We start from the raw sequence: 25,524 nt of genomic DNA, 5'->3' as shown, positions 1-25,524 counted from the left end.
TTGGCTTAATAAAGTGGCGTTACGTTATAAACAGTCTAACCGTTGTGTCAGCGCTTCGGCCTGAGCCTGAGCATTACCAATATAGCTAGCGGGTGACAGCGCCTTGAGCTCGGTTTTGACTTCGCTGGGTAGCTCAAGCGTATCAATGAACGCTGCAAAGCCCGCTTGGTCAATGCGTTTGCCACGTGTCAGCTGCTTGAGCTTTTCATAAGGCTTTTCAATGCCGTAGCGGCGCATCACCGTTTGGATCGGCTCAGCGAGCACTTCCCAGCTGTTATCCAGATCGGCGTCCAAGCGCTCGGGGTTGGCTTCGAGCTTGCTGATGCCTTTTAGGCTGGCGTGGTAAGCGATCAAGCCATACGCCAGGCCGACGCCCAAATTACGCAGCACGGTGGAGTCGGTTAGATCACGCTGCCAGCGCGAGATGGGCAGTTTTTGCGCAAGGTGGCCAAGCACCGCGTTGGCCAGCCCCAGGTTGCCCTCGGAGTTCTCAAAATCAATCGGATTGACTTTATGCGGCATGGTCGATGAGCCAATTTCACCCTCCACCGTGCGCTGCTTAAAGTAGCCCAGCGAGATATAGCCCCATACGTCGCGGTTAAAATCGATCAGAATGGTATTGAAGCGGCAAATGGCATCGAACAGTTCGGCGATATAATCGTGGGGCTCAATCTGGGTGGTGTAGGGGTTGAAGGTTAACCCCAGGCCTTCCACAAAGGTGCGCGCATTGGCTTCCCAGTCGATCTCCGGGTAAGTGGTCAGGTGAGCGTTGTAGTTACCCACGGCGCCATTGATTTTACCCAGCACTTCTACCGCTTCAATCTGCTTGAGCTGGCGCTTGAGGCGATACGCCACATTGGCCATCTCTTTACCCAGCGTGGTGGGGGTGGCCGTTTGCCCATGGGTGCGCGATAGCATGGGCTGCGCGGCGTGGGCAATCGCCAGTTTGGCGATTTCGTCGGCGACCTCGTGCAGGGTGGGCAGCATGGCGTTCAGGCCATCGCTGAGCATCACGCCATAAGAGAGGTTGTTGATGTCTTCACTGGTGCAGGCAAAGTGAATGAACTCGGTGACTGCATGCAGCTCGGCCTGGTCAGCAATCTTCTCTTTTAAGAAATACTCCACCGCTTTGACATCGTGATTGGTGGTGCGCTCGATTGTTTTGATCCGTTCGGCATCGTCGATCGAAAATTCGCGAATCAATTGCTCAAGAAACGCGGTCGCTTCAGCGGAAAGGGGCGGCACTTCGGTAATTTTGGTGTGCCCGGCCAGGCGCTGCAGCCAGCGGACTTCCACAATCACACGGGCGCGGATCAGGCCAAATTCGCTGAAGTGTTCGCGCAAGGCGGCAGCTTTGTTGGCGTAGCGGCCGTCAACGGGCGAGAGAGCGGTCAAAGCGGAGAGTTGCATGGCATGGTTTCCAGGTGGTTCGAGAGCAGATTGTTCAGAACAGGCGATTCAAAAAAAGCGGTCCACAAACAGCGGGGCGGTCGATAGGGAACTCGACTAGCTAAGGCTGTCCAGCGCACGCCGTAGCGCTTTGCGTTGGAACACTAGCTTCCAGCGCCGCCCGCCTTGCTGGTGCCACAAAAGGCCAAAGCGAATACCGGCCATCAGGCAGGCGCGCACGCGTTCGGGCATCATGCGGCTTTGCAGTAGCGACGGGTCGCCCTGCACCACAATACGGGTTTTAAACGTGGAAATCGTCTCTTGGTACGCTTCGCCTAGGCTGGCCACCACGTTTTCATGGGTGGAGCCAAAGTGCTCGGCTTGACCCTGTATGCGCGTGAGTTTTTGGCCCAAGGCATCCATCATGTCGTTATTGGTGCGCAGCTTATTCATCAATAGCAACAGCGAAAAGCCGTAGCGCAGCACCACAGGGTTGGCCTGCTGGCGGCCGACTAAGGCTTCCAGCGTATCCAGCCCGCGGCGAAGATTATTAGGGTGGCCGCCGTAAATGGCTTCAAAACTTTCCGGGTTGGGATTCACGGTGGCATGAATCAACGTTTCCCAGGCGCGGGGTTCCACCTGGCCGGTGCGGGCGAGTTCGTCAACCAGGCTGGCGGCCTGGAAGACGCCCGCCAGTGCAAGTGCTTGTCGCGTGGCCGGGGAGTCAGGGGCGCGATGAATCGGGGTTGGATTCATGCAGCGGCCTCCGCGGCTTTTTCCCAGGTGGCGCGGATGACGCCGCCGCCCAGGCAAATGTCGCCATCGTAAAGCACCAGCGACTGGCCGGGCGTTACCGCCCACTGCGGGTCATCAAAAGTGACTTCCACGCTGCCGTCGGGTAAGGCGCGAATCTCGCAGCCGCAGTCGCTCTGCCGATAACGCGTTTTGGCGGTAAAGCGGCCTTGTTGCACCGGCGGTTCACCCGCCACCCAGTCCATCGCCTCGGTAGCTAAGGTGTCGGAGTAGAGCAGCGGATGATGCTTACCCTGCACCGCGATCAGCACATTGCGGTCAAGATCTTTCTCCGCCACGTACCAGGGCTCTTCCGAGTAGTCGGCAAGCCCACCAATCCCAAGCCCCTGGCGCTGGCCCAGGGTGTAGTACATCAGTCCCATATGTTGGCCAATCACATCGCCTTCCGGGGTTTCGATCGTGCCAGGCTGGGCGGGCAGATACTGCTGCAGGAAGTCACGAAAGCGCCGCTCGCCGATAAAGCAGATGCCGGTAGAATCTTTTTTCTTGGCGGTAATCAGCTCGTGCTGTTCAGCCAAGGCACGCACGGCGGGCTTTTCCAGTTCACCCACGGGGAACAGGGTGCGCGCGATAGCGGCCTCCGGCACGGCATGCAGGAAGTAGCTTTGATCTTTATTGCCATCCAGCCCTTTCAGCAGGCGCGGACGACTTTCGCTCATGCCTTGGCGGACATGCCCTTGACGGACATAGTGCCCGGTGGCAATTTTGTCGGCCCCCAGCATTTCGGCGTACTCAAGGAAGACCTTAAACTTGATCTCCCGGTTACACAGAATATCCGGGTTAGGCGTGCGGCCCGCTTTGTATTCGGCTAAAAAGTGCTCAAAGACGTTATCCCAATACTCCGCCGCAAAATTGGCGGTGTGCAGTTTAATGCCGAGCTTTTCGCAGACGGCCTCGGCGTCGGCGAGATCCTCTTTGGCGGTACAGTAATCGGTGCCGTCGTCTTCATCCCAGTTTTTCATAAACAGGCCTTCCACCTCATAGCCTTGCTGCATAAGGAGAAGGGCCGAAACGGACGAGTCGACGCCGCCGGACATGCCGACAATCACTTTGCCGTTAGCGGTAGGCTCGGTAGTCGATGACTCAGTGTTGGATGACATAGGCATCCTCAGTAAAGGTGGTGTGCTAAACGTAGTATGAGCAGTATGCAATTAGGCGAAGATTATACACGATGGGAGGGGAGTGCTTCGAGTGCTTCACTCGCGAATCACCGCCAGCGGATAGCAACGCCCGGCAAGCGCATCTTCAACACGTTGGAGTACCAAGGGGCTGCGCAGGCGTGACTGCTGATCTAGCGCGCGTATTTGCTCAAGCGTGAGCCAGTGCGTGGCGAAAATATCGGGATCAAGCGCGAGGTCGCGCTGATTGAGTGGCTCGGCCATAAACCCATGGCTGTGAAAGGTTTTTCCCTCGGGTGTGTGGAAGACATACAGACCCAGGTAGGCACTCAAACGTATTTCCCAGGCGGTTTCCTCCATGACTTCGCGCACAATGGCCTGCACTGGGCCTTCCCCTGGCTCAACGTGGCCAGCGGGCTGATTAAATACGCTTTGCGGCCCGCCGCGCTCTTCTTCCACCATTAAGAAACGCTCACCCCGCTGTATCACGCAGGCCGCCGTGCTGTGAATATTGCTCATGATGGCGTCCGACGTTGGGTAGCGGGGCGCGTACGTTTATGAGCAGGCGTATTGGCCGGGCGGGGCGCGTGCAAGGTTTCCTTGCGCCACTCGCCGGGGGCTAACCCCTCTAGCTTCCAGGGGCCAATCGCGGCGCGAATCAAGCGCAGTGTCGGAAAGCCGACGTGAGCGGTCATACGGCGCACCTGGCGGTTACGGCCTTCGCTGATGGTGAGTTCCAGCCAGCTCGTCGAAGGATGCCGCTTAGGGTCAATGGCCGGTTGGCGAGAAGCGATGGCAGGAGGCTCGATCAAACGTGCTTTGGCCGGCCGCGTTGGGCCATCTTTCAGCGGTATGCCCTGGCGTAACGCCTTGAGTGCGGGCTCATCTATTTGCCCTTCGAGCTGGGCCCAGTAGGTTTTGGGCTGCTTGTGGCGCGGGTGAGAAATGCGGTGAATTAACCCGCCATCGTCGCTAAGCAGCAGCAGGCCTTCAGAGTCATAATCAAGCCGCCCTGCGGGGTAAATATCTTTTATATCAATGTAGTGTGCCAATGTTTGGCGCCCTTCGCGGTCGCTGAACTGGCTCAGTACCTGGAAGGGCTTATGCAGTAGGTAAAGGTTGCTCATGACATCTCTGTGCTCATCTGTCGGTTCTTTGCGGTCACTCTTGGCCCTTCGTATGTCGACCATGCGCACGGCGGGCAGCGCTGGTATACTCCGGCTACCTTATTGGGGCGACCATGGTTACGCTTGCGCTCCAAGATTGCTTGTAATCGTAGTGACAAAAGAGGTTAACGCAAAAATGACCAAAACGCCGAAGATCATCTACACGCTCACCGACGAAGCCCCTGCGCTCGCGACGCACTCCCTACTGCCGATTATCGATGCGTTCACCGATTCCGCTGGCATTCAGGTAGAGACTCGCGATATTTCCCTGGCTGCTCGGATTATTGCTCAGTTCCCCGATTACCTGAGTAAAGAGCAGCAAATCGGCGATCACCTGGCCGAGCTTGGCGAGCTGACCAAGACCCCCGAAGCGAACATCATCAAGTTGCCGAACATTAGCGCCTCGCTGCCTCAGTTAAAGGCGGTGATCAACGAGTTGCAGACGCAGGGTTATAAGCTGCCTGACTACCCGGAAGCGCCGCAAAGTGATCAAGACAAAGACATCCAGGCCCGCTACGACAAGACCAAAGGCAGCGCCGTCAACCCGGTACTGCGCGAAGGCAACTCTGACCGTCGCGCGCCGCTGTCAGTTAAAAACTATGCTCGCAAATACCCCCACCGCATGGGCGAGTGGAGCAGCGACTCCAAGTCACACGTCGCGCACATGCGTGACGGCGATTTTTACGGCAGCGAGAAATCCGCGTTAATCGACAGCGCTACCGACCTTAAAATTGAGCTGGTCGCAAACGACGGCAGCACCACGGTACTCAAACAGAAAACCGCGGTGCTGGAAGGCGAAGTCGTCGACGGCGCGGTCATGAGCAGTAACGCGCTGCGTCGTTTTGTGGCCGAAGAAGTCGCCGACGCCAAAGCCAAAGACGTGCTGTTCTCGCTGCACCTTAAAGCCACCATGATGAAGGTCTCTGATCCGATCATGTTTGGCATGGTGGTCAGCGAGTTTTATCAGGATGTGCTGAGCAAGCATGGTGACATGCTGAAGCAGGCGGGGTTTGATCCCAATAATGGTATTGGCGATCTCTACTCGGCGATTAAAACGCTGCCCGAAGAGCGCCAAACCCAGATTCAGGATGAGATTCAGGCGCTTTACGCCGAGCGCCCACGCCTGGCGATGGTAAACTCGCATAAGGGCATTACTAACCTGCACGTGCCCAGCGATGTGATTATCGACGCCTCCATGCCAGCGATGATCCGCGACTCCGGCAAAATGTGGGGCGCCGACGATCAGCTGCACGACGTCAAAGCGGTGATTCCGGATCGCTGCTACGCCGGTATCTATCAAACAGTCATCGAAGACTGCAAGCAGCACGGTGCTTTTGATCCCACCACCATTGGCAGCGTGCCCAATGTGGGCCTGATGGCGCAGAAAGCCGAAGAGTACGGCTCCCACGATAAGACCTTCCAGATTCCTACCGACGGTGCGGTGCGCGTCACCGACGCCAGCGGCAACGTGGTGCTAGAGCATAGCGTGGAGCAGGGTGATATCTGGCGGATGTGCCAAACCAAAGATGCCCCGGTGCGCGATTGGGTGAAGCTTGCGGTTAACCGTGCCCGCGAAAGTGCCACGCCCGCGATTTTCTGGCTGGACGCCCAGCGCGCCCACGATGCCCAGCTGATCAACAAAGTCGAAAGCTACTTAAAAGAGCACGACACCGCTGGCCTGGATATTCGTATCATGGCGCCGGAAGACGCCATGCGCTTCTCGCTGGCGCGTATCCGCAAGGGTGAAGACACTATCTCCGTCACCGGTAACGTGCTGCGCGACTACCTAACCGACCTGTTCCCGATTATGGAGCTAGGCACCAGCGCCAAAATGCTGTCTATCGTACCGTTGATGAACGGCGGTGGCCTGTTTGAGACCGGTGCTGGCGGCTCTGCGCCCAAGCACGTTCAACAGCTGCTGGAAGAGAACCACCTACGCTGGGATTCGCTGGGCGAGTTTTTGGCCTTGGCGGCATCGCTTGAGCATCTGGGTAGCACCTTTGATAACCCCCGGGCGAAAATGCTGGCCAAAGCGCTTGATCAGGCCAACGGCAAATTCCTCGACAGCAACAAGTCGCCGTCGCGTAAAGTCGGTGAGCTCGATAACCGCGGCAGCCACTTCTACCTGGCACTATACTGGGCAGAAGCGCTGGCCGAGCAGAGTGACGATAGCGAGATGCAGACGCTCTTTGGCCGTTTGGCCGAAACCCTGAAAGCCAACGAGACGACGATTGTCGACGAACTCAATAGTGTTCAGGGCCAGCCGGTGGATATTCATGGCTACTACCACCCAGACCATGCGTTGGCGACGCAGGTAATGCGTCCTAGCAAGACCCTCAACAACGCGCTGTCGATGGTGGCTAAGAGCTAATGACGACTAAGGGCTAATAGCGTCCTTACTGCTTGCGCTGTGTTTCACCCCTGTCCGCTCGGCGGGCAGGGGTGTTGGCGTTGAGCGTTTGTTGGTGTTGAGCGTCAGATAGCCTCTGCTATTGCACTCTTCGCTGCACCCTGTGATATTTTATCTTTTCATGAACCCTTGCTGATTGGCGGCGTCTGAGTTGTAGTGTAAAGCGCTTAGTCACTTCCATCGGCCAGTGTCGAGACAACCAACCGTGCTGCTTATGTCTAACGTAGATAGTTCATGCTTGATCGCATTATCCGTACAAGCGGGAATGACGCGGCCAACTATGATGCCCGATAAAGATATGCCCGATGATGATGTCGATGTAGTGGTGCAGTCAGCAGACCCAGAACTGGCTGAGCCGCCGCTTTATAAGGTGGTGCTTCATAACGACGATTACACGCCGATGGAATTTGTCATTGAAGTGCTGCAAGAATTTTTCAACATGGATAGCGAGAAGGCCGTTCAGGTCATGCTCGCGGTACATACCCAAGGAAAGGCAACTTGTGGCGTTTTTACTCGTGATATAGCGGAAACCAAGAGCTATCAAGTCAATGAGTACGCCCGCGAGTGTGAGCATCCGTTGATAAGCGATATTGAAGCCGCCGATTGAGAGCGTTGAGAAAAAATTGGCGGCTAGGCTTGCAACCGTGCCATTTGTACCCGATGTTGAGAGTTCCGGTCGATTAAACTGATCCGACGCAAGCCCTAGGTGGCGATACGCCCTAGGTAGTAGCGAAAAGGGGACTGCCATGCTGAGCAAAGAACTTGAAATGACCCTGAACACGGCCTTTACCGTGGCGCGCTCTAAGCGCCATGAGTTTATGACCGTTGAGCACCTGCTGCTAGCGTTGCTGGATAATGCCTCAGCGGTTGACGTACTGAAGGCCTGTGGGGCGAACCTCGACAAGCTGCGGTCCGATCTGCAGGATTTTATTAACTCGACCACACCGTTGATTCCAGAAGGACAAGGCGATCGTGAAACCCAGCCAACGCTTGGTTTCCAGCGCGTTCTTCAGCGGGCGGTCTTCCACGTTCAGTCATCTGGTAAGAGCGAAGTCACCGGCGCCAATGTGTTGGTAGCGATTTTCTCTGAGCAAGAGAGCCAAGCGGTTTACTTTCTCAAGCAGCAAAGTGTCGCGCGGGTCGATGCGGTTAACTATATCGCTCACGGCATCTCTAAAGTCGCTGGCCACGGGCCGTCTCCGTCACCTTCTTCCTCGGAAAGCGAAGACGCTGAAGAGGGCACTAGTGAAGGAGCTGCACATCCGCTTACCGGCTACGCCACCAACCTCAACGAGCAGGCGCGGCTGGGTAAAATTGACCCGCTGATTGGCCGTGACCATGAGCTTGAGCGCGTGGTGCAAATTCTGGCCCGGCGGCGCAAGAATAACCCGCTACTGGTGGGTGAAGCGGGCGTGGGTAAAACCGCGATTGCCGAAGGCTTGGCCAAGCGCATCGTCGAAGAAGACGTTCCCGATGTGATTGCCGACGCGGTGGTTTACTCGCTGGACATGGGCGCGCTACTCGCGGGCACCAAATACCGCGGCGATTTTGAAAAACGCCTCAAGAGCCTGCTTGGTGAGCTACGCAAGCAGCCTAACGCGGTACTCTTTATCGATGAGATTCATACTGTGATTGGTGCCGGTGCGGCGTCTGGCGGCGTGATGGACGCGTCTAACCTGCTCAAGCCGCTGCTCTCTTCGGGCGAGCTGCGCTGCATTGGCTCGACCACCTTCCAAGAGTTCCGCGGTATCTTTGAAAAAGATCGCGCGCTGGCGCGGCGCTTCCAGAAAGTGGACGTGATGGCACCGTCGGTAGACGACACCATCAAAATCCTCAAGGGGCTGCGTTCGCGGTTTGAAGAGCACCACGAGCTGAAATACACTGATGGTGCGCTGGAAAGTGCCGCGCGCTTGGCGGACCGCTACATTAATGACCGCTTCCTGCCCGACAAAGCGATTGATGTGATCGACGAGGCCGGGGCGCATCAGCGCCTGTTGCCGCCAGAAGTGCGTGCTGCAACAATCGATGTTGAGCAAGTGGAAGCTGTGGTGGCATCGATTGCGCGTATTCCACCGAAGAGTGTTTCAAGTTCCGACCGCAAGCTGCTTGAGAAGCTGGATCGCGACCTGAAAATGCTGGTCTTCGGTCAGGATGAAGCGATTGATACCCTGTCTGCAGCAATTAAACTGTCGCGGGCCGGGCTTAAATCGCCGGATAAACCGGTGGGTAGCTTCCTGTTTGCCGGGCCGACGGGCGTGGGTAAAACCGAAGTGGCCAAGCAGCTTGCCAATATCATGGGCATTGAGCTGGTGCGCTTTGATATGTCCGAGTACATGGAGCGCCACACCGTGTCGCGCCTGATTGGTGCGCCTCCGGGCTATGTTGGTTACGACCAGGGTGGTCTGCTAACCGAGGCCGTTACCAAGCAGCCGCACTGTGTGCTGCTGTTGGATGAGGTTGAGAAAGCGCATCCGGAAGTCTTTAACCTGCTGCTGCAGGTGATGGACCACGGTCGCTTAACCGATAACAACGGCCGCGAAGCCGACTTCCGCCACGTTATCTTGATCATGACCTCTAACGCCGGGGCCGAGCAGGCGTCGCGCCGCTCAATTGGCTTCCAGAGTCAAGACCACTCCACCGATGCGATGGAAGTGATTCGGCGCACCTTCTCACCCGAGTTCCGCAATCGCCTGGACGGCATTATCCAGTTCCGTTCGCTGCCGGTTTCGGTGGTACGCAATGTCGTCGACAAGTTCTTGATCGAATTGCAGGCGCAGCTGGATGAGAAGCGCGTGCAGCTGGAAGTCGACGATATGGCACGGGATTGGCTGGCGGATAAAGGCTACGATCCTGATATGGGCGCACGCCCCATGGCGCGTCTCATTCAAGAGAAGCTGAAGAAGCCGTTAGCGGAGATGATTCTGTTTGGCGATCTGGCAGACAACGGCGGGATTGTTCACGTCAGTTTGGAAGAGGGCGAACTGCACCTCTCAATGGAGATCGAAATGGCCGATGCGCCCTGAAAAGGGCGCTAAGTCGATTTAACCATGCAGCTTGATGCGTAAAAACACAGCGCCCTGTCTTTGACGGGGCGTTGGTGTTTCAGTGAACAGCTTTAGTGAAGCGGCGTAGACGCTGTTGCCAGCCGCACGCGCCCGCTGTCAACGCTCAGTTATCAACTGTCAGCCATCAGCTTCCAGCTATTAACAACAAGCACGACAGCCACTTAGCGCGAACGGTAGACAATACGGCCTTTGGAAAGATCGTAAGGCGTCAGCTCTACTTTGACCTTGTCCCCGGTTAGAATGCGGATGTAGTTTTTGCGCATTTTGCCGGAGATGTGAGCAGTAACAACGTGGCCGTTTTCCAGTTCAACACGAAACATGGTATTCGGAAGGGTATCGACGATAACGCCTTCCATTTCAATATGATCTTCGCGTGCCATATAGGCATTTCCCCACTTATGAGTTAGTAAACGGTTAGCTAATAAAGTACCGGTTAGTAATGTACCTATTAATAAGCTAACAATACATCAGGATTCAAGTGCCGCTAGGCGAGCGTTCAAGAAACAGCGCTATATTGTGCCGTAAGCACGCCGTCAAGGCAAAAAAGCTGGCATGATTAACCAATTAACGGTCGCCAATGGCGCCCGTCGAGTATTTCCAGCGGTGTAAACGCCTGCTTGTAGCGCATCTTACGGCACTCTTCGATCCAATACCCTAAATACAGGTGCGGCAGCGCTTTTTCTTTGCTGAGCTCAATGAGCTGAAGGATGGCGAAGGTGCCCAGCGAGCGCTTATCGAGGGCGTCGCTAACGGCGAAAAAGGTGTAAATCGCCGAAAGGCCGTGCTCCAGCTGATCAAAGGCAGCCACGCCTACCAGTTCATCGTCTCGATACATCTCCATCAGGTGGGCATAGGGCTCATCAAGAGTCAGAAAGGTACGGTACTGCTCACGACTCGGCGGGTACATGTCGCCGTCGGCATGACGCTGGCGAATATAGTCAGCGTAGAGCGCGTAGTGTTGGGCAGAGAAGTGAGCGGGCACCACGCGAACGCTAATATCGGCGTTGCGGCGCCAAATTTTACGCTGTGTGCGATTGGCAGCAAACTGTTCCACCGGAATGCGCACCGAGCGGCAGGCGTTACACCCCTCGCAGTGAGGACGGTAAAGGTGGCGGCCGCTGCGCCGAAACCCCAGCAGAGCCAGCGAGTCGTAGACTCCCGGCAGCGGCGACTCCTGAGGGTCGAGAAACAGCGTCGTCGCTTCTCTGCCTGGCAAATAGCTACAGGCATGCGGCACGGTAAGGAAGAAGCGCAAATCCCGCACTGGCCGACGCGGAGTATTACTGCTCACGGCTTACCTCCTGGTAAAACTGAGTGAATGCGTCAATAGGCGTTATCCTCCGCACCAATGGCTTTTAGCCAGGGCGACGCGGGAATCACCGGCGCCTCATCGGGCGATGCGGGTAATCTAAACGCCTTATCAGGCAACCAGTCTTTAAGATAGTTGATGAATGCCTCGCGAGCGACTGTAATAGCGCCCAGACTCGCCAGGTGAGGGGTGTGCATTTGGCAATCGATAAGTGTGCCGCCCTGCTCGCGCATGGCCTTGGCCAGGTGTGCCAGCGCCACTTTCGAGGCATCCGGGGCGCGGGAAAACATTGATTCGCCAAAAAAAACCGGCCCCATGGCGATACCGTACAGGCCGCCGACTAATTGGCCGCCTTGGTGCACTTCAATGCTATGGGCAATGCCCTGGGCGTGTAGCAGGCAGTAGGCGTCGTGCATGTCGTCGGTGATCCAAGTGCCTGTTTCTTCGCCACGTGGGGCGGCGCAGGCTTGAATCACCGAGTCGAAGTGTTGATCCAGGGTGACATGAAAGCCACCATGGCGCAGTCGCTTCGTCAGGCTACGGCGCTGCTTAAATTGCTCAGGTAGGAGTATCATGCGCGGGTCCGGACTCCACCACAGAATGGGGTCGTCGTCGCTGAACCACGGGAAAATGCCCTGCCGATAGGCTGCCACCAGCCAGGCGGGGGAAAGCTCGCCACCGGCGGCGAGCAGGCCGTTGGGGGAATCCAGCGCCGTCGTAGCAGATGGAAAGGTAGGGTATGGCGAGGAAAGCCAAGGTAGCATTACTTGCTCCTGTTGCTACGTGCGTTACAGCGTTCTTGTACGGAATTCGTGTACGGAGTGTTTGTAATGAGCGTTTGTACTGGGCGTTTAGCTAAAGGCTCTGTGACGGCGAAAGGATGCTCGGTATCATGCAAACTCGCAAGTGGATTAAAGACGCCATTGAGGTGTAAAGGGAGAGTCGCTTGAAAGTGAATAAAGCAGTCAACAAGCGAACGCAGCGTAATGCGCGTCAACCATCGTCATCGGCTTCTTCTGCGCGTGTCAACGCCGCGAAAGATAAAGCTCGTCGTTTTGGCCTGCGCTTACAAGGCTCCGTGCGTGAAGGCGTGGTGGTGGTACTGCTGGCGCTGTGTGTGTTCTTACTATTAGCGCTATTTAGTTATCAACCGTCTGATCCCGGCTGGTCGTATCAAGGGCCGGAAACGGACGTGCGCAACTGGATGGGGCAAGTGGGCGCCTGGCTGGCGGATGTGCTCTATTCGCTGCTCGGCGCCAGTGCGCTGTGGTGGCCGGGAATGTTTGGCTTCGCCGCCTGGTGGCTGATTCGCTCGCGTCAGGTACGTTTTGAGCTTGACCCCGTCGCCATCGCCGTCCATGCCGGTGGGTTATTACTGCTGATTTTTGGCACCACCATGCTGGGCGCGCTGCATTTTTATCACCCCAACAGCATGCTGCCCTACGCCTCTGGCGGTATTTTGGGCGAAGGGCTGGTGGGCGCGCTACGGCCGCTGGTCAGCAGTGGTGGCGTTGGCTTAATTGCCGCGGCGCTGATTTTAAGCGGCTTCCCCCTCTTTAGCGGTATGTCATGGCTACAGGTGGCCGATGAACTCGGTAAGCGGCTATGTCGCCTGGGTAGTTGGTTGTCAGCGCGTCGGCAATTACGCCGTGAGCGGGCTGCCCAGCGCGCAGCGGCAAAGGCAAAGGTGGCCGCAAAAACGCAGCCAAGGCCCGAAACAGTGCCTGAAGCGGCCAAGCCCGCTAGCCCCGCTCCAGCGCCAGCGCCGGAACCCGTCGCAAAACGCCCTGGTGGTCGCGAACGTCGCGAGCCGGGTTTATCAGTGCCGCTTGCCGAGAGCGCTATTGATAGCGCCAGTGATGTGAATAAAGGCGAAACCGAAACCACAGATACCTCAATTCCCTGGGCAGCCGCGGCGTTTTCGAGCAATAAATATGTGCCGGCAACAACGTATACCCCCGCCGCAAAGCCGCCTGCCCAAGAACACGTAAGGCCGCCAGCAGACAGCGCAGAGGAAGAGCCCGAGAAGCTTGCACCTTCAGCAGCACCAAGGGAAAACGCCTTTGTGCAGGCTGACGCCCCGGCACCTGCGCCTGAGGCCGCTGATGAGCCCAAACCCTCCTTCCCGCTGCGCGCGTCGCGTGAGGAGGAAGTGCCGGCCCCGGCGGCAAACAACGTCTTTGTTAACGATCAAGCGCCCGCTGAAAGCACGCCTACTGAGCAACCGCCTGAAGGCACCCGTCGCGAGCCATCCTTCACCACTGAATCCAACGACAGCGAGACCACCGTCAGTAAGCCTGAGCGGGCTGAGCGCGTGCCTGAGGTCGTCCCAGAGCCGGTGTGGGATGACGAAGAAATGGACGACGAAGTGGTGAACAGTCAAGTAGTGAACAATCAAAAGGTGAAGGACGAGCTGCCCACTCCCGCAGCGCGTCAGGAGCCGACGTTTTCACCGCAGGAAAGTGCGCAAGAAAGCGCGCCGGAAAGCGATGAAGGCCCCGCACTGTGGACCGTGGAGCATTTGCAAAGCCAGCGGCCGGCCTTTGAAACCGTGGACGAACCCGAGGGCGATGTGCCGAGCCTGCAGCTATTAACCCCCGCAGAGCCGTATCAGCCCAACTATAGCGACGAGCAGCTGGCCGATATGGCCGAGCTGCTGGAAGTCCGGCTGCGCGAATACGGGGTGAAGGCCGAAGTCGTGGATACTTGGCCGGGCCCGGTGATTACGCGTTTTGAGATCAAACCCGCTGCGGGCGTCAAAGTATCCAAAATCAGCAACCTAGCTAAAGACCTGGCGCGCTCATTAATGGTCAAGAGCGTGCGGGTTGTGGAGGTGATACCCGGGCGCCCCACGGTGGGGATTGAAATCCCCAACCCCAACCGGGCCATGATTCGCCTACGCGAAGTCATCGACTCCGACCGCTACCAGCAGGAAACCTCGCCGCTGACGATGGCATTAGGCCAGGATATTGGCGGTGGCCCCGTGGTCGCTAATTTGGGCAAGATGCCGCACCTGTTGGTCGCGGGCACTACCGGCTCGGGCAAATCCGTAGGCGTCAACGCCATGCTGATTTCGATGCTGTTGAAAGCGAAGCCCAGCGAGCTGAAGCTGATTATGGTCGACCCCAAAATGTTGGAGCTGTCGGTGTACGACGGCATTCCCCATCTATTGGCGCCGGTGGTCACCGATATGAAAGAGGCGGCTAACAGTCTGCGCTGGTGTGTCGCCGAGATGGAGCGCCGCTACAAGCTAATGGCGGCCATGGGGGTGCGTAACATCGCCGGCTTTAACGGCCGCTTAGACGAAGCGGAGCGCGCCGGTGCCCAGGTGGCAGACCCGCTTTGGGAGCCGCAACCCTGGGAAGTGCACCAGCCGCATCCAGTGTTGGCAAAACTGCCCTACATCGTGGTGGTAATCGACGAATTTGCCGATATGTTTATGATCGTCGGCAAAAAGGTCGAAGAGCTGATTGCCCGCCTGGCACAAAAAGCGCGTGCTGCCGGTATTCATTTGATTCTAGCGACTCAGCGCCCCTCGGTGGACGTAGTGACGGGCTTGATCAAAGCCAATATTCCCTCTCGCATGGCGTTTCAAGTCTCATCAAGGATCGATTCGCGCACTATCCTGGACCAAGGCGGCGCCGAAAGCCTGCTGGGGCACGGCGATATGCTCTATCTGCCCGCAGGCTCAGGGCCGCCTAACCGCATCCACGGTGCTTTCGTGGATGACGACGAAGTACACCGGGTGGTCGATGACTGGAAACGCCGCGGTGCGCCGGAGTATATCGAAGAGATTCTCTCGGGTGGCGTGACCGCTGATGCCTTAACCGGCCTTGAAGCAGAAGGCAGCGATAACGACGATGCCGAGCAGGACGCACTCTACGATGAAGCCGTCCAGTTTGTCACCGAAACGCGCAAAGCCTCGATTTCCGCCGTGCAGCGGCGCTTTAAGATTGGCTACAACCGGGCTGCGCGCCTCGTTGAAGCCATGGAAGGGGCTGGCGTGGTGACATCAATGGGCACCAACGGTGCACGGGAAGTGCTTGCTCCGCCGCCTGTGGGCCACTAAACACGAACAATTATGCAATAAGCGTGGAAGTCGCGCCGCGGGTGAAACCCCGCGGCGCTTTTCACGTCTTACAAGGACAGTTAAGCCGACCCGACGCACTTTGGGCTAGCAACAGTCATTATTTAGAAACCGACATTCAGCAACGGTTATCGGGCAACGGTTGCCTAGGGAGATTTTATGCGCGATACGCAAACACAACGAACGTCACCACTGGCACTGGCCGCCAGCGCCTTGGGTTTAACGTTTGGCGCCCCCGCTTGGGCTGATGATGCCGCCGAACGCTTGACTGAGCGTTTGGAGCCGTTAGAAAGCTACCAAGCCACTTTTGAACAGCAGATTCTAGACGGCAGCGGCGATCGCTTACAAAGCGCACGCGGTGAAATGTGGCTTGCGCGCCCCGGTATGCTGCGTTGGGAAGTAGACGCACCGTATTCTCAAACCGTGGTTTCCGACGGTGACGATGTGTATATGTACGACCCCGACCTTGAACAAGTCACCGTTCAAGAGATGGATGACCGGGTCACCCATACCCCAGCGTTATTGCTGTCGGGAAGCGTTGATGAGTTAACCGAGAACTATGAGGTTTTCCACGAGCAGGACGGCGGTGACGATGTTTTTACCCTGGTGCCTATCTCTGCCGATACGCTGTTTGAAGAATTGAGCATGGTATTTGAAGGCGAAACGTTAAGTGAGCTTTGGATGATGGACAGCACCGGGCAGCGCACCTCCATTACTTTTAGTAATATTACCCTCAATGGCTATATTGCCACGGACATGTTCGACTTCGAGATTCCCGAAGGCACCGATGTGATTCGCGAAGGACTGTAAATAAGGGGGTATTGGTCTGGAGATATCAGGCTGGCAGCTCGAACGGTCGCGAGCTAAAGCTACCTCTCACTGTTGCCGTTACCACAACAAGTGCCGCTATCAGATCAGGCGCCTTAGGGCGCCTGATCGACTTCCTTGTCAAGATTTTCCCGCCACGCCATAATTTCCCCAAAGCGTTTCTCCTGGCCAAACGAACTTGGCTTAAAGAACGTTTCTTTAGGTAGCTCTTCCGGCCAGCAGTCGTGGGCGCTACCCGCCGGATAGCCGTCGGGCTCGCTGTGCGCATAGCGATAGCCTTCGCCATGCCCCAACTGCTCCATCAGCTTAGTGGGTGCGTTGCGCAGGTAAGTGGGCACTTCCACCTGGGGTTGCTGGCGTACGTACTGCTTGGCCTCACTCCAGGCGCGGTCAATGCGGTTGCTTTTGGGCGCTACGGCCAAATGAATCGCCGCATGGGCAATCGCCCGCTGACCTTCGTAATCACCCAGGCGCAAGTAAGCATCCCAGGCGGCAATCACCAGCGGCAGCGCGCGCGGGTCGGCGTTACCCACATCCTCAGACGCAATAGCGGTCAGCCGGCGCACCACGTCCAGCGGGTCGCCGCCGCCCTGCATAAAGCGCGCCATATACAGCAGCGCGGCATTAGGGCGGGAGGAGCGTATCGATTTATGAATCGCCGAAAGCAGGTCGTAATAGGCATCGCCTTGTTTATCAAAGGCGCTGGCCTGATGGCCAATCACATCGGCGAGCACATCCTTATGCAGCACTTCGCGGCCGGCTTCCTGAGTGGCAAAATCGCAGGCGGTCTCCAGCAACCCCAGCGCCCGCCGAGCATCGCCTGCGCTGGCGTGGGCTAGCGCCTCTAATACCTCGTCATCAACGCTAATGTCACGCTTGCCAAGCCCCCGCTCAACGTCGCGTAGCGCTTGGCGCATCACCGTGACCAACTCCTCCTGAGTGAGCGATTTGAGCACATAAACCCGCGCCCGAGAGAGCAGCGCCGAGTTGACCTCAAACGACGGGTTTTCCGTGGTCGCGCCTATTAGCGTCAACAGGCCGGATTCGACGTGGGGCAATAAAGCGTCCTGCTGGCTCTTGTTGAGACGATGAATCTCATCTAAAAAGAGAATAACCGTTGAAGACATTTGTTGAGCACGCTCGACCACGGCGCGGAGCTCTTTGACCCCGGCCATCACCGCACTGAGGTGCTCAAGGTGGGCCTGGGAGGCGCGCGCCAATAGCTCCGCCAGCGTGGTTTTGCCCACGCCCGGCGGCCCCCATAGAATCATTGAGCGTACGAGGCCTGATTCCGCCATGCGGCGCAGCGGTTTATCTGGCCCCACCAGCGCTGGCTGCCCCACATAATCGTCCAAATGGCGGGGTCGCATACGAAAGGCTAGCGGGGCATCGTCTGCAGGCACCGACTGGGCGCTATCAAAAAGGTCCATGTAAGCTTCCGTTATAGAATCGAGACGTTGAGCAACAAAGTACCCACAAGTGTTGATGGTAAACCGTGCCTTGACGAACTACCTTTGGCGTAACTCGCCACAAAGGTACACTGGCTAGGATAACGCTGTAGAGGCATTGTTGATAATAACGCCGATTATTTAGGGCACGTTCTGGGTAAGCTATGTCCTAGTGACAATACGTACTGATTACACGCGCTTATGATCGCATGCCCTTAGCCCGCAAGGTCCGACGGTAGGCATGACAAAATAAAGGAGACGGTTCGATGTTAAACCAACTGCGCTTAGATCATGCCAATATGGCGAGAATGCTCCATGTGCTGCAGCTTAAGCAGAAAACCCTCGCCCTTGGCGAGCGACCCAATTTCCAGCTGATGCGCGAAGTGGTCGACTATATTTTGACCTATATGGAAAAATTTGCGACGCCGCTTGAGCGCATCTGCGTTGAACGGCTACAAGAGAAGGCGCCGGAGCATCTCGACCTTCCCGAACAGATGGCCAATGACTATCGTGAATTAAAGCCGCGCTTACAGCGTCTTGCCAACGATATTGATATGATCCTGATGGATAACGTGCTACCGATGGATCGTTTTGCCGATGATCTAAAAGCCTATCTCGAGGCGCATCGGGCCTATCTACGCCATGAGCGCGAAGAGCTATTCCCGCTAATTGATAAGCACTTTAGCCAAGACGATATGGAAGAGCTGCGCCAAGCCCTGCCCGAAGGCGCTGAGCAGGAGTTGGAGCGACTCCAGCAAGCCTACCCGGAACTCTATGCCGAGCTGCGCGGGGCCGATGTGCCCGCGGTGTAGCGCTTGCGGCCAACCACCGCGCACTATATCGGCAATCGATAAAATGGCGGAGCATGCTAAACTAGCAGCTCCGTTTTTTTCAGGCAGAGTCATGAAAGGCCCCGTATTAATTTTTGATTCCGGTGTCGGCGGCCTGTCCGTGGCGCAATCGCTGCGTCAACACTACCCTGAGGCAGCCCTGTGCTACGCCTGCGATAACGCCTGGCTGCCCTATGGCCTGCGCGATGATGTCACGCTGGCGTTACGTATCGTGGCGGTCTGCCAAGCCGCTGTCGACGCCTGTCAGCCCAGTGTGCTGGTCGTCGCCTGCAATACTGCCAGCACGCTGGCATTAGAGAGCTTGCGCGAGCAGTTAGCGATCCCTGTCGTGGGCACCGTGCCTGCGATCAAACCTGCCGCAGCGATTAGCCAGACACGCCATATTGGGCTGCTCGCCACTAAAGCCACGGTGGGGCGGCCCTATACCCAGCGCTTGATCGATAGCTTTGCCAGCGACTGTGTGATCACCCGCGTGGCGGCCGATGCCCTGGTGGTCGAGGCAGAAGCGTGCCTGGCAGGCATTCCACCCGATAGCCAGCGCATGCAGACGGCGCTGGCGCCGCTGTGGCACGCCGCTGCCTCTTCATCCGCTAACCCAGCAATGGACACCGTGGTGCTGGGCTGCACCCATTTTCCGTTGCTTAAACCCTGGCTGACGCAGCTCGCCCCCGTGCCGCTGTACTGGGTCGATTCCGGCGATGCGATTGCTCGCCGGGTGGCGCAAGTGGTTGATGAACTCAATAGCGATCAGCAGGATGGCCGCTGCTTTACCACCGCGCCCGCCACTAATCTCACCGCTGGTTTAGCCCGCTATGGCTTTGCGCCACCCCAGTTGCTGAACATGATCCACTTCTGATCGAATTGTTAAGAGGAGTCGCCTTGTCTATCCCCGTCGTAAAACCTGAACGTTATGCCGAACAGCTAGCCGCTAAACGCGACTATCTGGAAACCACGTTTGCCGCTTTTCAGCCGCCAGCGTTAGAGGTGTTTGAATCGCCGCCGGGCTACTACCGTCAGCGCTGCGAGTTTCGTATACAGCACGCAGAGAACGATCTCTATTACGCCATGTTCGAGGTAGACCCTGAGAACCCCAAAAATAAGCGGGTGGTCCGGTTAGATCAGTACGCGGTCGCAAGTGAACGCATCAATCAGCTAATGCCGCAGCTGCGCAAGGCCTGCCTTCGCTCCGATGAGCTGCGTCGGCGGCTGTTTCAGGTGGAGTTTTTAACCACGCTGTCGGGCGAGGCGCTGGTAACGCTGATTTACCACCGCCCCCTGGGCGATGAGTGGGAACGCGAGGCCCGCGCGCTTGAGGCCGAGCTGGGCATTATGGTGATTGGTCGCTCCCGCAAGCAGCGCATCGTACTTACCCGTGACCACGTTTGGGAGCGGTTAGAAGTCGATGGCCGCACGCTGCACTATCAGCAGGTCGAAAACAGCTTTACCCAGCCCAATGCGCATGTCTGCCAAAAAATGCTCAGCTGGGCACGGGAAGTGACCGCTGGTCAGCAACAGGAGGGCTTAAAACGGGAAGGCTTAAAGAAAGACCTGGTGGAGCTGTACTGCGGCAACGGCAATTTCACCATTGCCCTGGCGGACAATTTCCGCCGCGTGCTGGCCACGGAAATTTCGCGTATTTCGGTGGCCAGTGCCAACCTCAACCTTGAAGCCAACGGGGTCACCAACGCGCAGATTGGCCGCATGTCGGCAGAAGAGTTCTCGCTCGCGCTAAAGGGCGAAAAAGCCGGGCGGCGCGTGGCGGAGATGGCATTGCAAGACTATGATTTTTCCACCGTGCTGGTCGATCCACCCCGAGCCGGTTTAGACGCGCAGAGCTGTGAGCAACTCAGCGAGTACGCCCAGATCGTGTATATTTCATGCAATCCGGCCACGTTAGCTGAAAACCTGACCATACTGACCACCACGCATCGGATTGAACGCTTCGCGCTGTTTGACCAGTTTCCGTTTACCGATCACTGTGAGTGCGGCGTGCTGTTAAAGCGGCGCGAGGTTTAATAAGCCTAATGCGTCAACGGTATGCGCCATAAACAACGTGTTAAGTGATTAGGGACACGACGATAGGTAGCGTAAGCTTAGGGCTTGGAATAGTGGCCTAAAGGCCTATTGTCCTTCGTTTTTTGGCCGTGTAATGGCCTAGGCAGTCGAGGTGATGGATGCACTACGTTGCGATTGAAGAGAGTCGGCAAGATATTTTAGAGCAGTTGCAGGATCGGCTAAATGCGCGGCTGGAGCCCGCTCGCGCAGCGGCTGTGATTGCCTTTGCCCGACACTTTTATGCCACCGTGCCGGTAGAAGATCTGATAGATCGTCGTCTGGACGACCTGTATGGCGCAACGCTGTCAATCTGGCAGTTTTTGCAGCATCACGATCCGCAACACCCCAAGGTAACGGTGTTTAATCCGGATTTTGAAGAGCACGGCTGGCAGTCGACGCATACGTTTGTGGCGGTGCTGCATGAGGACATGCCGTTTCTGGTTGACTCCGTCCGTATCGAACTCAATCGCCGCGGCTTGACGGTGCATGCCATTCAAAACAGTGTGCTGGCAGTTGACCGCGACGACCGTCATCAGCTGCAGTCGCTAGCCTCCCCGCAAGATGAACGGGCGCCTGAGGCGCGCGAATCGCTGATTGTGATTGAAGTCGATCGTCACACCGACGAGGCGCTGCTAGAAAAAATTGAACGCAACTTGCACGATGTGCTGCGCGATGTGCGCACCGCCGTGGGCGATTACGACGCCATGTGCGCGAAAATTACCGCGTCGATTCAAGAGCTGGAAAAAAACTGTCCGCCACAAATTGACCCCGACGACCATGAAGAAGCGATTGCCTTCCTCGAGTGGCTGCTCAAAGACAATTTCACTTTTCTGGGTTACGACGAATATCGGCTCGAAGAAGGCGAGTTAAAGCGTGATGCCGATAGCGTGCTAGGGGTGTTTCGCTTGGATCAGCCGCGCTACCATGAGCGTATTCGCACCCAAGAAGGCGTCGGTGAGCAAGACGCTTATGTGCTGGTGCCGCAACTGCTATCGTTTGCCAAAAGCGCCCATCACTCGCGGGTGCATCGTCCTACCTACCCTGATTACATTACCGTTGACCGCTACGACGACGACGGCACGGTCATTGGCGAGCGGCGCTTCTTCGGCTTGTTCACCGCGACGGTGTACAACGAGTCGCCGCGTAATATTCCGCTGCTGCGCCGCAAGCTAAAGGCAGTGATGGATATCGCCGGGTTCAATCTCCAGGGACATAACGGCAAGCAGCTGTTACAGGTGCTGGAAGTTTACCCCCGCGATGATCTGTTTCAGATTGAAACCGAATCGCTGGCCAACACCGCGCTGGGCATTCTCAATATCCGCGAGCGCCGCCAGGTGCGGCTGTTTATTCGCGCCGATGTCAGCGGCAAGTTTTACTCCTGCTTGGTGTTTGTCCCCCGTGACGTGTTCTCTACGGATCTGCGCCAGAGGATCCAAAGCGTGCTGTGCGACGAACTAGACGCCCACTTTGGTGATTTCAATACCTACTTGTCCGAGTCGGTACTGGGACGTATCCAATTGATTCTGCGCTTTAATGGCGACGCGCCCAGCGACTACGATCTTAAACACCTGGAAAGCAAGGTGGCGAGGTTAGCGCGTAGCTGGCGCGACGAGCTGCAGAACGCCATGATCGAAGGCTTCGGTGAAGAGCACGCGAACCTGCTGATGGATCAGTTCCGCGAGGCGTTTTCGGCAAGCTACCGAGAAGACTTTTCTGCGCGTACGGCAGTATTCGACGTTCAGCACCTGCTAACACTGGATAGCGAGAACGACCTCTCGCTGTCGCTCTATCGGCCGTTAGAGGAGCAAGGCGGCGGGGTTAACCTGAAGCTGTTCCACCGCGAATCGCAGATCCCGCTTTCCGACGTGCTGCCGATGATGGAAAACCTTGGCCTGCGCGTGATTGGCGAGCGCCCCTACGATATCAGCTCGCCTGAGCAGCGCTACTGGATTCACGATTTCGAACTGGAGCACAGCGGCGCGGATGTCAGTCTAAGCGAGATGCGCGACGTGTTTAGCGAAGCCTTTAAGCGCATTTGGGCCGGTGAAGCTGACAATGACGCCTTCAACCGGCTGATTATCGGCGCGGGGCTGGATTGGCGCGAAGTGGCCATGCTGCGCGGCTACGCTCGCTATTTAAAACAGATCCGCTTCGGCATGTCTCAGGACTATATCGCTGCCACGCTGACCAACTACCCGGCCATTACCCGCAAGTTGGTGGAGCTGTTTAGCCTGCGCTTTGATCCTGGCGAGCAGAGCCACGCCACTGACGATTGCATCGCGAGCTTAAATGAGCATCTGGAAGCCGTTGCCAGCCTTAACGATGATCAGTTATTGCGCCGGTTTATGGAGCTGATCCTCGCTACGCTGCGTACCAACTACTACCAGCTCGCCGAGGACGGACGCTTTAAAGACTACATCGCCTACAAGCTCGAACCCTCCAAAGTCACCGGTATTCCCAAACCGCGGCCGATGTTTGAGATTTTTGTCTGCTCGCCGCGGGTCGAAGGCGTGCACCTGCGCGGCGGCAAAGTCGCCCGCGGTGGGTTGCGCTGGTCGGACCGCTTTGAAGATTACCGCACCGAAGTGTTGGGGCTGGTGAAAGCGCAGCAGGTTAAGAACGCGGTGATCGTCCCGGTCGGCGCCAAAGGCGGTTTTGTATGTAAACGCATGCCGGACAATGCCAGCCGTGACGTCGTCCAGAAAGAGGGCATCGCCTGCTATCAAATCTTTATCCGCGCGCTGCTAGACGTAACCGATAATCTGGTGGGAAGCGATGTGGTGCCGCCGGAAAATGTCGTGCGCCACGATGAGGACGATGCGTATCTGGTCGTAGCGGCCGACAAAGGCACCGCCACCTTCTCGGATATTGCCAACGCAATTTCTCTTGAGTATGGCCACTGGCTGGGCGATGCCTTTGCCTCTGGCGGCGCCAACGGTTACGACCACAAGAAAATGGGTATCACTGCGCGCGGCGCCTGGGAATCGGTTAAGCGACACTTTAAAAATCTCGATGTGGATACCCAGCGCGATCCGTTCAGTGTGTTAGGCATCGGCGATATGGCGGGCGATGTGTTTGGTAACGGCATGCTGCTCTCCGACAAGATCCAGCTGGTGGCGGCTTTTAACCATCTGCATATCTTTATCGATCCCAATCCGGATGCCGAGGCCGCCTTTGACGAACGCAAACGGCTGTTTGCGCTGCCCCGTTCCAGCTGGCAAGACTACCGCCAGGAACTGATCTCTGCCGGTGGCGGTATCTTTAGCCGCAGCGCTAAATCGATCACTATCACGCCGGAAATGCAGCAGGTATTCGGGATTGTTGAAGCACGTCTTTCGCCCAACGAGCTGATCCGTGCCATGCTCAAATCCAAGGTGGATCTGATCTGGAACGGCGGTATTGGTACCTACGTCAAGGGCTCTGACGAAACTGACGCTGACGTCGGCGACAAAGCCAACGATACCCTGCGCATTAACGGCGATGACTTAAACTGCCGTGTGGTGGGCGAGGGCGGTAACCTCGGCTTAACCCAGCGCGGGCGTATGGAAGCCGCCGCCAAAGGCGTGCGGGTGTATACCGACTTTATTGACAACGCGGGCGGCGTTAACTGCTCCGACCATGAGGTCAATATCAAGATCCTGATTGATGAAGTGGTCAAGCGCGGTGACATGACCGACAAACAGCGCAACCTGCTGCTGGCGGAAATGACCGATGAAGTCTCGGAACTGGTCATTTTGGATAACTACCGTCAAAGCCAGGCGCTGGATCTGTCGGCGATTCTCTCCAATCAATCGCTGGGCCCTTACCGGCGCTTTATCAGTGAACTAGAAGCCACCGGGCAAATTGATCGCGAGCTGGAGTTCCTGCCCACCGATGAAGTGCTAAGAGAGCGCGCCGGTAACGCTCAAGGGATGCGCCTGCCGGAGCTGTCGGTACTGATCTCCTACGCCAAGAGCACCCTGAAAGGCGATTTGATTACCTCTGACGTGCCGGACGACCCGTATATCCGCCGTCATCTGGAGCGGCTGTTCCCGTCAGTGCTGGTTGAGCGCTTCAAAGACGAGATGTACGAGCACCGTCTCAAGCGTGAAATTGTCGCCACCCAAGTCGCCAATGACCTGGTCGACCACATGGGCATCGTGTTCGTTCGCCGCCTGATGGACTCCACCGGCGCGGGGCGCGCCGACATCGCCCGCGGCTACATCGTGGCCCGGGATAGCTTCAATTTGCCGGAGCTGTGGGCGCGAATTGAAGCCCTGGATAATCAGGTGCCCAACCGCGTTCAGTACTCGATGATGCTCGATCTGATGCGTCTGATTCGTCGCGCCACGCGCTGGTTTGTGCGTCAGCACCTGGGACTCTCAACCCAAGACACTATCGAGTACTTCGCGCCGCGTTTGGCGCAGCTGCAAGAAGGCATTGGTGAGCTGCTCAGCGGTGAGGAGTTGAGCGCCTGGGATACGCGGCGCGACGCGTTGCTCAATGCCGGTGTGCCCGACGCATTGGCCTCAACGGTGGCGGCTTCATCAAGCCTCTACGCCGGGCTGGGTATTATCCAAGCGGCGCGCCTGATCAATGAAAAGCCCCAGCGGGTGGCAGAGGTGCTGTACGAAATTGGCAATCGCCTGGAGCTTCCGTGGATGATTCAACAGGTCACCCAGCTCGAAGTGCGTGACGCCTGGCAGGCCCAGGCGCGGGAGACTTTCCGCGACGATATTGAGCGTCAGCAACTGGCGCTAGCCATTAGCGTGTTGAAGCTCGACGCCGCTAGCCGTGATACCGAGGAGCGGGTAGCGCAGTGGTTGGACCAGCATGCCGACCTGCACCGCCGCTGGTGTCGTCTGATCGAAGAGGTGCGTGGCGGTAGCGAAGGTGGCTTTGCGCTCTTCGCCGTCGCGGTGCGCGAGCTGGTGGATCTCGCCGAGAGCGATAGCGAAGCGTAAACCCACTGGGTTAGCTCGTTTGGTTAAAGCGTGCCTACCTAT

The 25,524-nt window shown here is 57.2% G+C and carries 18 protein-coding genes; 9 read left to right on the top strand and 9 right to left on the bottom strand.

The features are described from left to right. Nucleotides 1-24 precede the first annotated feature (24 nt). The 5 genes from purB to HVA01_RS09530 all read right to left on the bottom strand — a co-directional run bounded on the left by purB (nt 25) and on the right by HVA01_RS09530 (nt 4,447). Nucleotides 25-1,410 carry an adenylosuccinate lyase gene (gene purB / locus HVA01_RS09550; protein WP_146875090.1) on the bottom strand — a complete coding sequence of 462 codons (1,386 nt, stop codon included), beginning with the start codon at nt 1,408-1,410 and terminating at the stop codon, nt 25-27. A gap of 96 nt (nt 1,411-1,506) precedes the next feature. Further along, complete coding sequence (hflD, locus tag HVA01_RS09545; protein ID WP_146875089.1) at nt 1,507-2,145, bottom strand: high frequency lysogenization protein HflD; 639 nt, start codon at nt 2,143-2,145, stop codon at nt 1,507-1,509. Beyond that, a complete protein-coding gene (gene mnmA, locus HVA01_RS09540; RefSeq protein WP_146875088.1) occupies nt 2,142-3,302 on the bottom strand; it encodes a tRNA 2-thiouridine(34) synthase MnmA in 1,161 nt (386 codons plus the stop codon). Before mnmA ends, hflD begins: the two co-directional genes overlap by 4 nt. A 96-nt stretch (nt 3,303-3,398) precedes the next feature. After that, nucleotides 3,399-3,839: an NUDIX hydrolase gene (locus HVA01_RS09535; RefSeq protein ID WP_146875087.1), complete on the bottom strand. Its 441-nt coding sequence runs from the start codon at nt 3,837-3,839 to the stop codon at nt 3,399-3,401. Beyond that, complete coding sequence (locus tag HVA01_RS09530; protein WP_146875086.1) at nt 3,836-4,447, bottom strand: pseudouridine synthase; 612 nt, start codon at nt 4,445-4,447, stop codon at nt 3,836-3,838. Before HVA01_RS09530 ends, HVA01_RS09535 begins: the two co-directional genes overlap by 4 nt. A gap of 175 nt (nt 4,448-4,622) precedes the next feature. Here HVA01_RS09530 and HVA01_RS09525 point away from each other — a divergent pair, with 175 nt between their 5' ends. The 3 genes from HVA01_RS09525 to clpA all read left to right on the top strand — a co-directional run bounded on the left by HVA01_RS09525 (nt 4,623) and on the right by clpA (nt 9,919). Then, nucleotides 4,623-6,857, top strand: coding sequence for an NADP-dependent isocitrate dehydrogenase (locus HVA01_RS09525; RefSeq protein WP_146875085.1), 2,235 nt, complete (start codon nt 4,623-4,625; stop codon nt 6,855-6,857). Nucleotides 6,858-7,110: 253 nt separating this feature from the next. Then, a complete protein-coding gene (gene clpS, locus HVA01_RS09520) occupies nt 7,111-7,503 on the top strand; it encodes an ATP-dependent Clp protease adapter ClpS (protein ID WP_371860142.1) in 393 nt (130 codons plus the stop codon). Nucleotides 7,504-7,642: 139 nt separating this feature from the next. After that, nucleotides 7,643-9,919, top strand: a complete 2,277-nt coding sequence (gene clpA, locus HVA01_RS09515; protein ID WP_146875084.1) for an ATP-dependent Clp protease ATP-binding subunit ClpA — start codon at nt 7,643-7,645, stop codon at nt 9,917-9,919. 203 nt (nt 9,920-10,122) lie between these two features. Here clpA and infA read toward each other — a convergent pair whose 3' ends face one another. The 3 genes from infA to aat form a co-directional block, all read right to left on the bottom strand. Continuing rightward, nucleotides 10,123-10,341, bottom strand: coding sequence for a translation initiation factor IF-1 (gene infA, locus HVA01_RS09510; protein ID WP_007111068.1), 219 nt, complete (start codon nt 10,339-10,341; stop codon nt 10,123-10,125). Between the two features lie 176 nt (nt 10,342-10,517). Beyond that, nucleotides 10,518-11,252 carry an arginyltransferase gene (locus HVA01_RS09505; RefSeq protein ID WP_146875083.1) on the bottom strand — a complete coding sequence of 245 codons (735 nt, stop codon included), beginning with the start codon at nt 11,250-11,252 and terminating at the stop codon, nt 10,518-10,520. A 32-nt stretch (nt 11,253-11,284) separates the two neighbouring features. Next, nucleotides 11,285-12,034: a leucyl/phenylalanyl-tRNA--protein transferase gene (gene aat, locus HVA01_RS09500; RefSeq protein ID WP_146875082.1), complete on the bottom strand. Its 750-nt coding sequence runs from the start codon at nt 12,032-12,034 to the stop codon at nt 11,285-11,287. 182 nt (nt 12,035-12,216) lie between these two features. Here aat and HVA01_RS09495 point away from each other — a divergent pair, with 182 nt between their 5' ends. Together HVA01_RS09495 and lolA are read left to right on the top strand one after the other, a co-directional pair. Beyond that, nucleotides 12,217-15,339: a DNA translocase FtsK gene (locus tag HVA01_RS09495; RefSeq protein WP_146875081.1), complete on the top strand. Its 3,123-nt coding sequence runs from the start codon at nt 12,217-12,219 to the stop codon at nt 15,337-15,339. A gap of 177 nt (nt 15,340-15,516) precedes the next feature. Continuing rightward, entirely contained in the window at nt 15,517-16,167 is a 651-nt protein-coding gene (gene lolA / locus HVA01_RS09490) for an outer membrane lipoprotein periplasmic chaperone LolA (protein WP_146875080.1), read from the top strand. Nucleotides 16,168-16,280: 113 nt separating this feature from the next. Here lolA and HVA01_RS09485 read toward each other — a convergent pair whose 3' ends face one another. Next, entirely contained in the window at nt 16,281-17,615 is a 1,335-nt protein-coding gene (locus HVA01_RS09485; RefSeq protein ID WP_146875079.1) for a replication-associated recombination protein A, read from the bottom strand. A gap of 284 nt (nt 17,616-17,899) precedes the next feature. Here HVA01_RS09485 and HVA01_RS09480 point away from each other — a divergent pair, with 284 nt between their 5' ends. The 4 genes from HVA01_RS09480 to HVA01_RS09465 all read left to right on the top strand — a co-directional run bounded on the left by HVA01_RS09480 (nt 17,900) and on the right by HVA01_RS09465 (nt 25,482). Then, nucleotides 17,900-18,445 carry a hemerythrin domain-containing protein gene (locus HVA01_RS09480; RefSeq protein WP_146875078.1) on the top strand — a complete coding sequence of 182 codons (546 nt, stop codon included), beginning with the start codon at nt 17,900-17,902 and terminating at the stop codon, nt 18,443-18,445. 91 nt (nt 18,446-18,536) lie between these two features. After that, on the top strand, nt 18,537-19,340 hold the full coding sequence (gene murI, locus HVA01_RS09475) for a glutamate racemase (RefSeq protein WP_146875077.1): 804 nt from the start codon (nt 18,537-18,539) through the stop codon (nt 19,338-19,340). Between the two features lie 23 nt (nt 19,341-19,363). Beyond that, entirely contained in the window at nt 19,364-20,500 is a 1,137-nt protein-coding gene (gene trmA / locus HVA01_RS09470) for a tRNA (uridine(54)-C5)-methyltransferase TrmA (RefSeq protein ID WP_146875076.1), read from the top strand. Between the two features lie 158 nt (nt 20,501-20,658). Then, on the top strand, nt 20,659-25,482 hold the full coding sequence (locus HVA01_RS09465) for an NAD-glutamate dehydrogenase (RefSeq protein WP_146875075.1): 4,824 nt from the start codon (nt 20,659-20,661) through the stop codon (nt 25,480-25,482). Nucleotides 25,483-25,524 lie beyond the last annotated feature (42 nt).

Source organism: Halovibrio variabilis (genome assembly GCF_007991175.1).
In the GTDB taxonomy this organism is placed as follows: Bacteria; Pseudomonadota; Gammaproteobacteria; order Pseudomonadales; family Halomonadaceae; genus Vreelandella; species Vreelandella variabilis.
This window is presented reverse-complemented; position numbering and strand designations above follow the sequence as displayed.

Bases quoted from the DNA above. Each gene is read 5' to 3' on its own strand.
- aat (WP_146875082.1), bottom strand. From the start codon at position 12,034: ATGCTACCTTGGCTTTCCTCGCCATACCCTACCTTTCCATCTGCTACG.
- clpS (WP_371860142.1), top strand. From the start codon at position 7,111: ATGTCTAACGTAGATAGTTCATGCTTGATCGCATTATCCGTACAAGCG.
- HVA01_RS09485 (WP_146875079.1), bottom strand. From the start codon at position 17,615: ATGGACCTTTTTGATAGCGCCCAGTCGGTGCCTGCAGACGATGCCCCG.
- infA (WP_007111068.1), bottom strand. From the start codon at position 10,341: ATGGCACGCGAAGATCATATTGAAATGGAAGGCGTTATCGTCGATACC.
- HVA01_RS09535 (WP_146875087.1), bottom strand. From the start codon at position 3,839: ATGAGCAATATTCACAGCACGGCGGCCTGCGTGATACAGCGGGGTGAG.
- hflD (WP_146875089.1), bottom strand. From the start codon at position 2,145: ATGAATCCAACCCCGATTCATCGCGCCCCTGACTCCCCGGCCACGCGA.
- HVA01_RS09480 (WP_146875078.1), top strand. From the start codon at position 17,900: ATGTTAAACCAACTGCGCTTAGATCATGCCAATATGGCGAGAATGCTC.
- murI (WP_146875077.1), top strand. From the start codon at position 18,537: ATGAAAGGCCCCGTATTAATTTTTGATTCCGGTGTCGGCGGCCTGTCC.
- HVA01_RS09465 (WP_146875075.1), top strand. From the start codon at position 20,659: ATGCACTACGTTGCGATTGAAGAGAGTCGGCAAGATATTTTAGAGCAG.
- HVA01_RS09525 (WP_146875085.1), top strand. From the start codon at position 4,623: ATGACCAAAACGCCGAAGATCATCTACACGCTCACCGACGAAGCCCCT.
- lolA (WP_146875080.1), top strand. From the start codon at position 15,517: ATGCGCGATACGCAAACACAACGAACGTCACCACTGGCACTGGCCGCC.
- mnmA (WP_146875088.1), bottom strand. From the start codon at position 3,302: ATGTCATCCAACACTGAGTCATCGACTACCGAGCCTACCGCTAACGGC.
- clpA (WP_146875084.1), top strand. From the start codon at position 7,643: ATGCTGAGCAAAGAACTTGAAATGACCCTGAACACGGCCTTTACCGTG.
- purB (WP_146875090.1), bottom strand. From the start codon at position 1,410: ATGCAACTCTCCGCTTTGACCGCTCTCTCGCCCGTTGACGGCCGCTAC.
- HVA01_RS09530 (WP_146875086.1), bottom strand. From the start codon at position 4,447: ATGAGCAACCTTTACCTACTGCATAAGCCCTTCCAGGTACTGAGCCAG.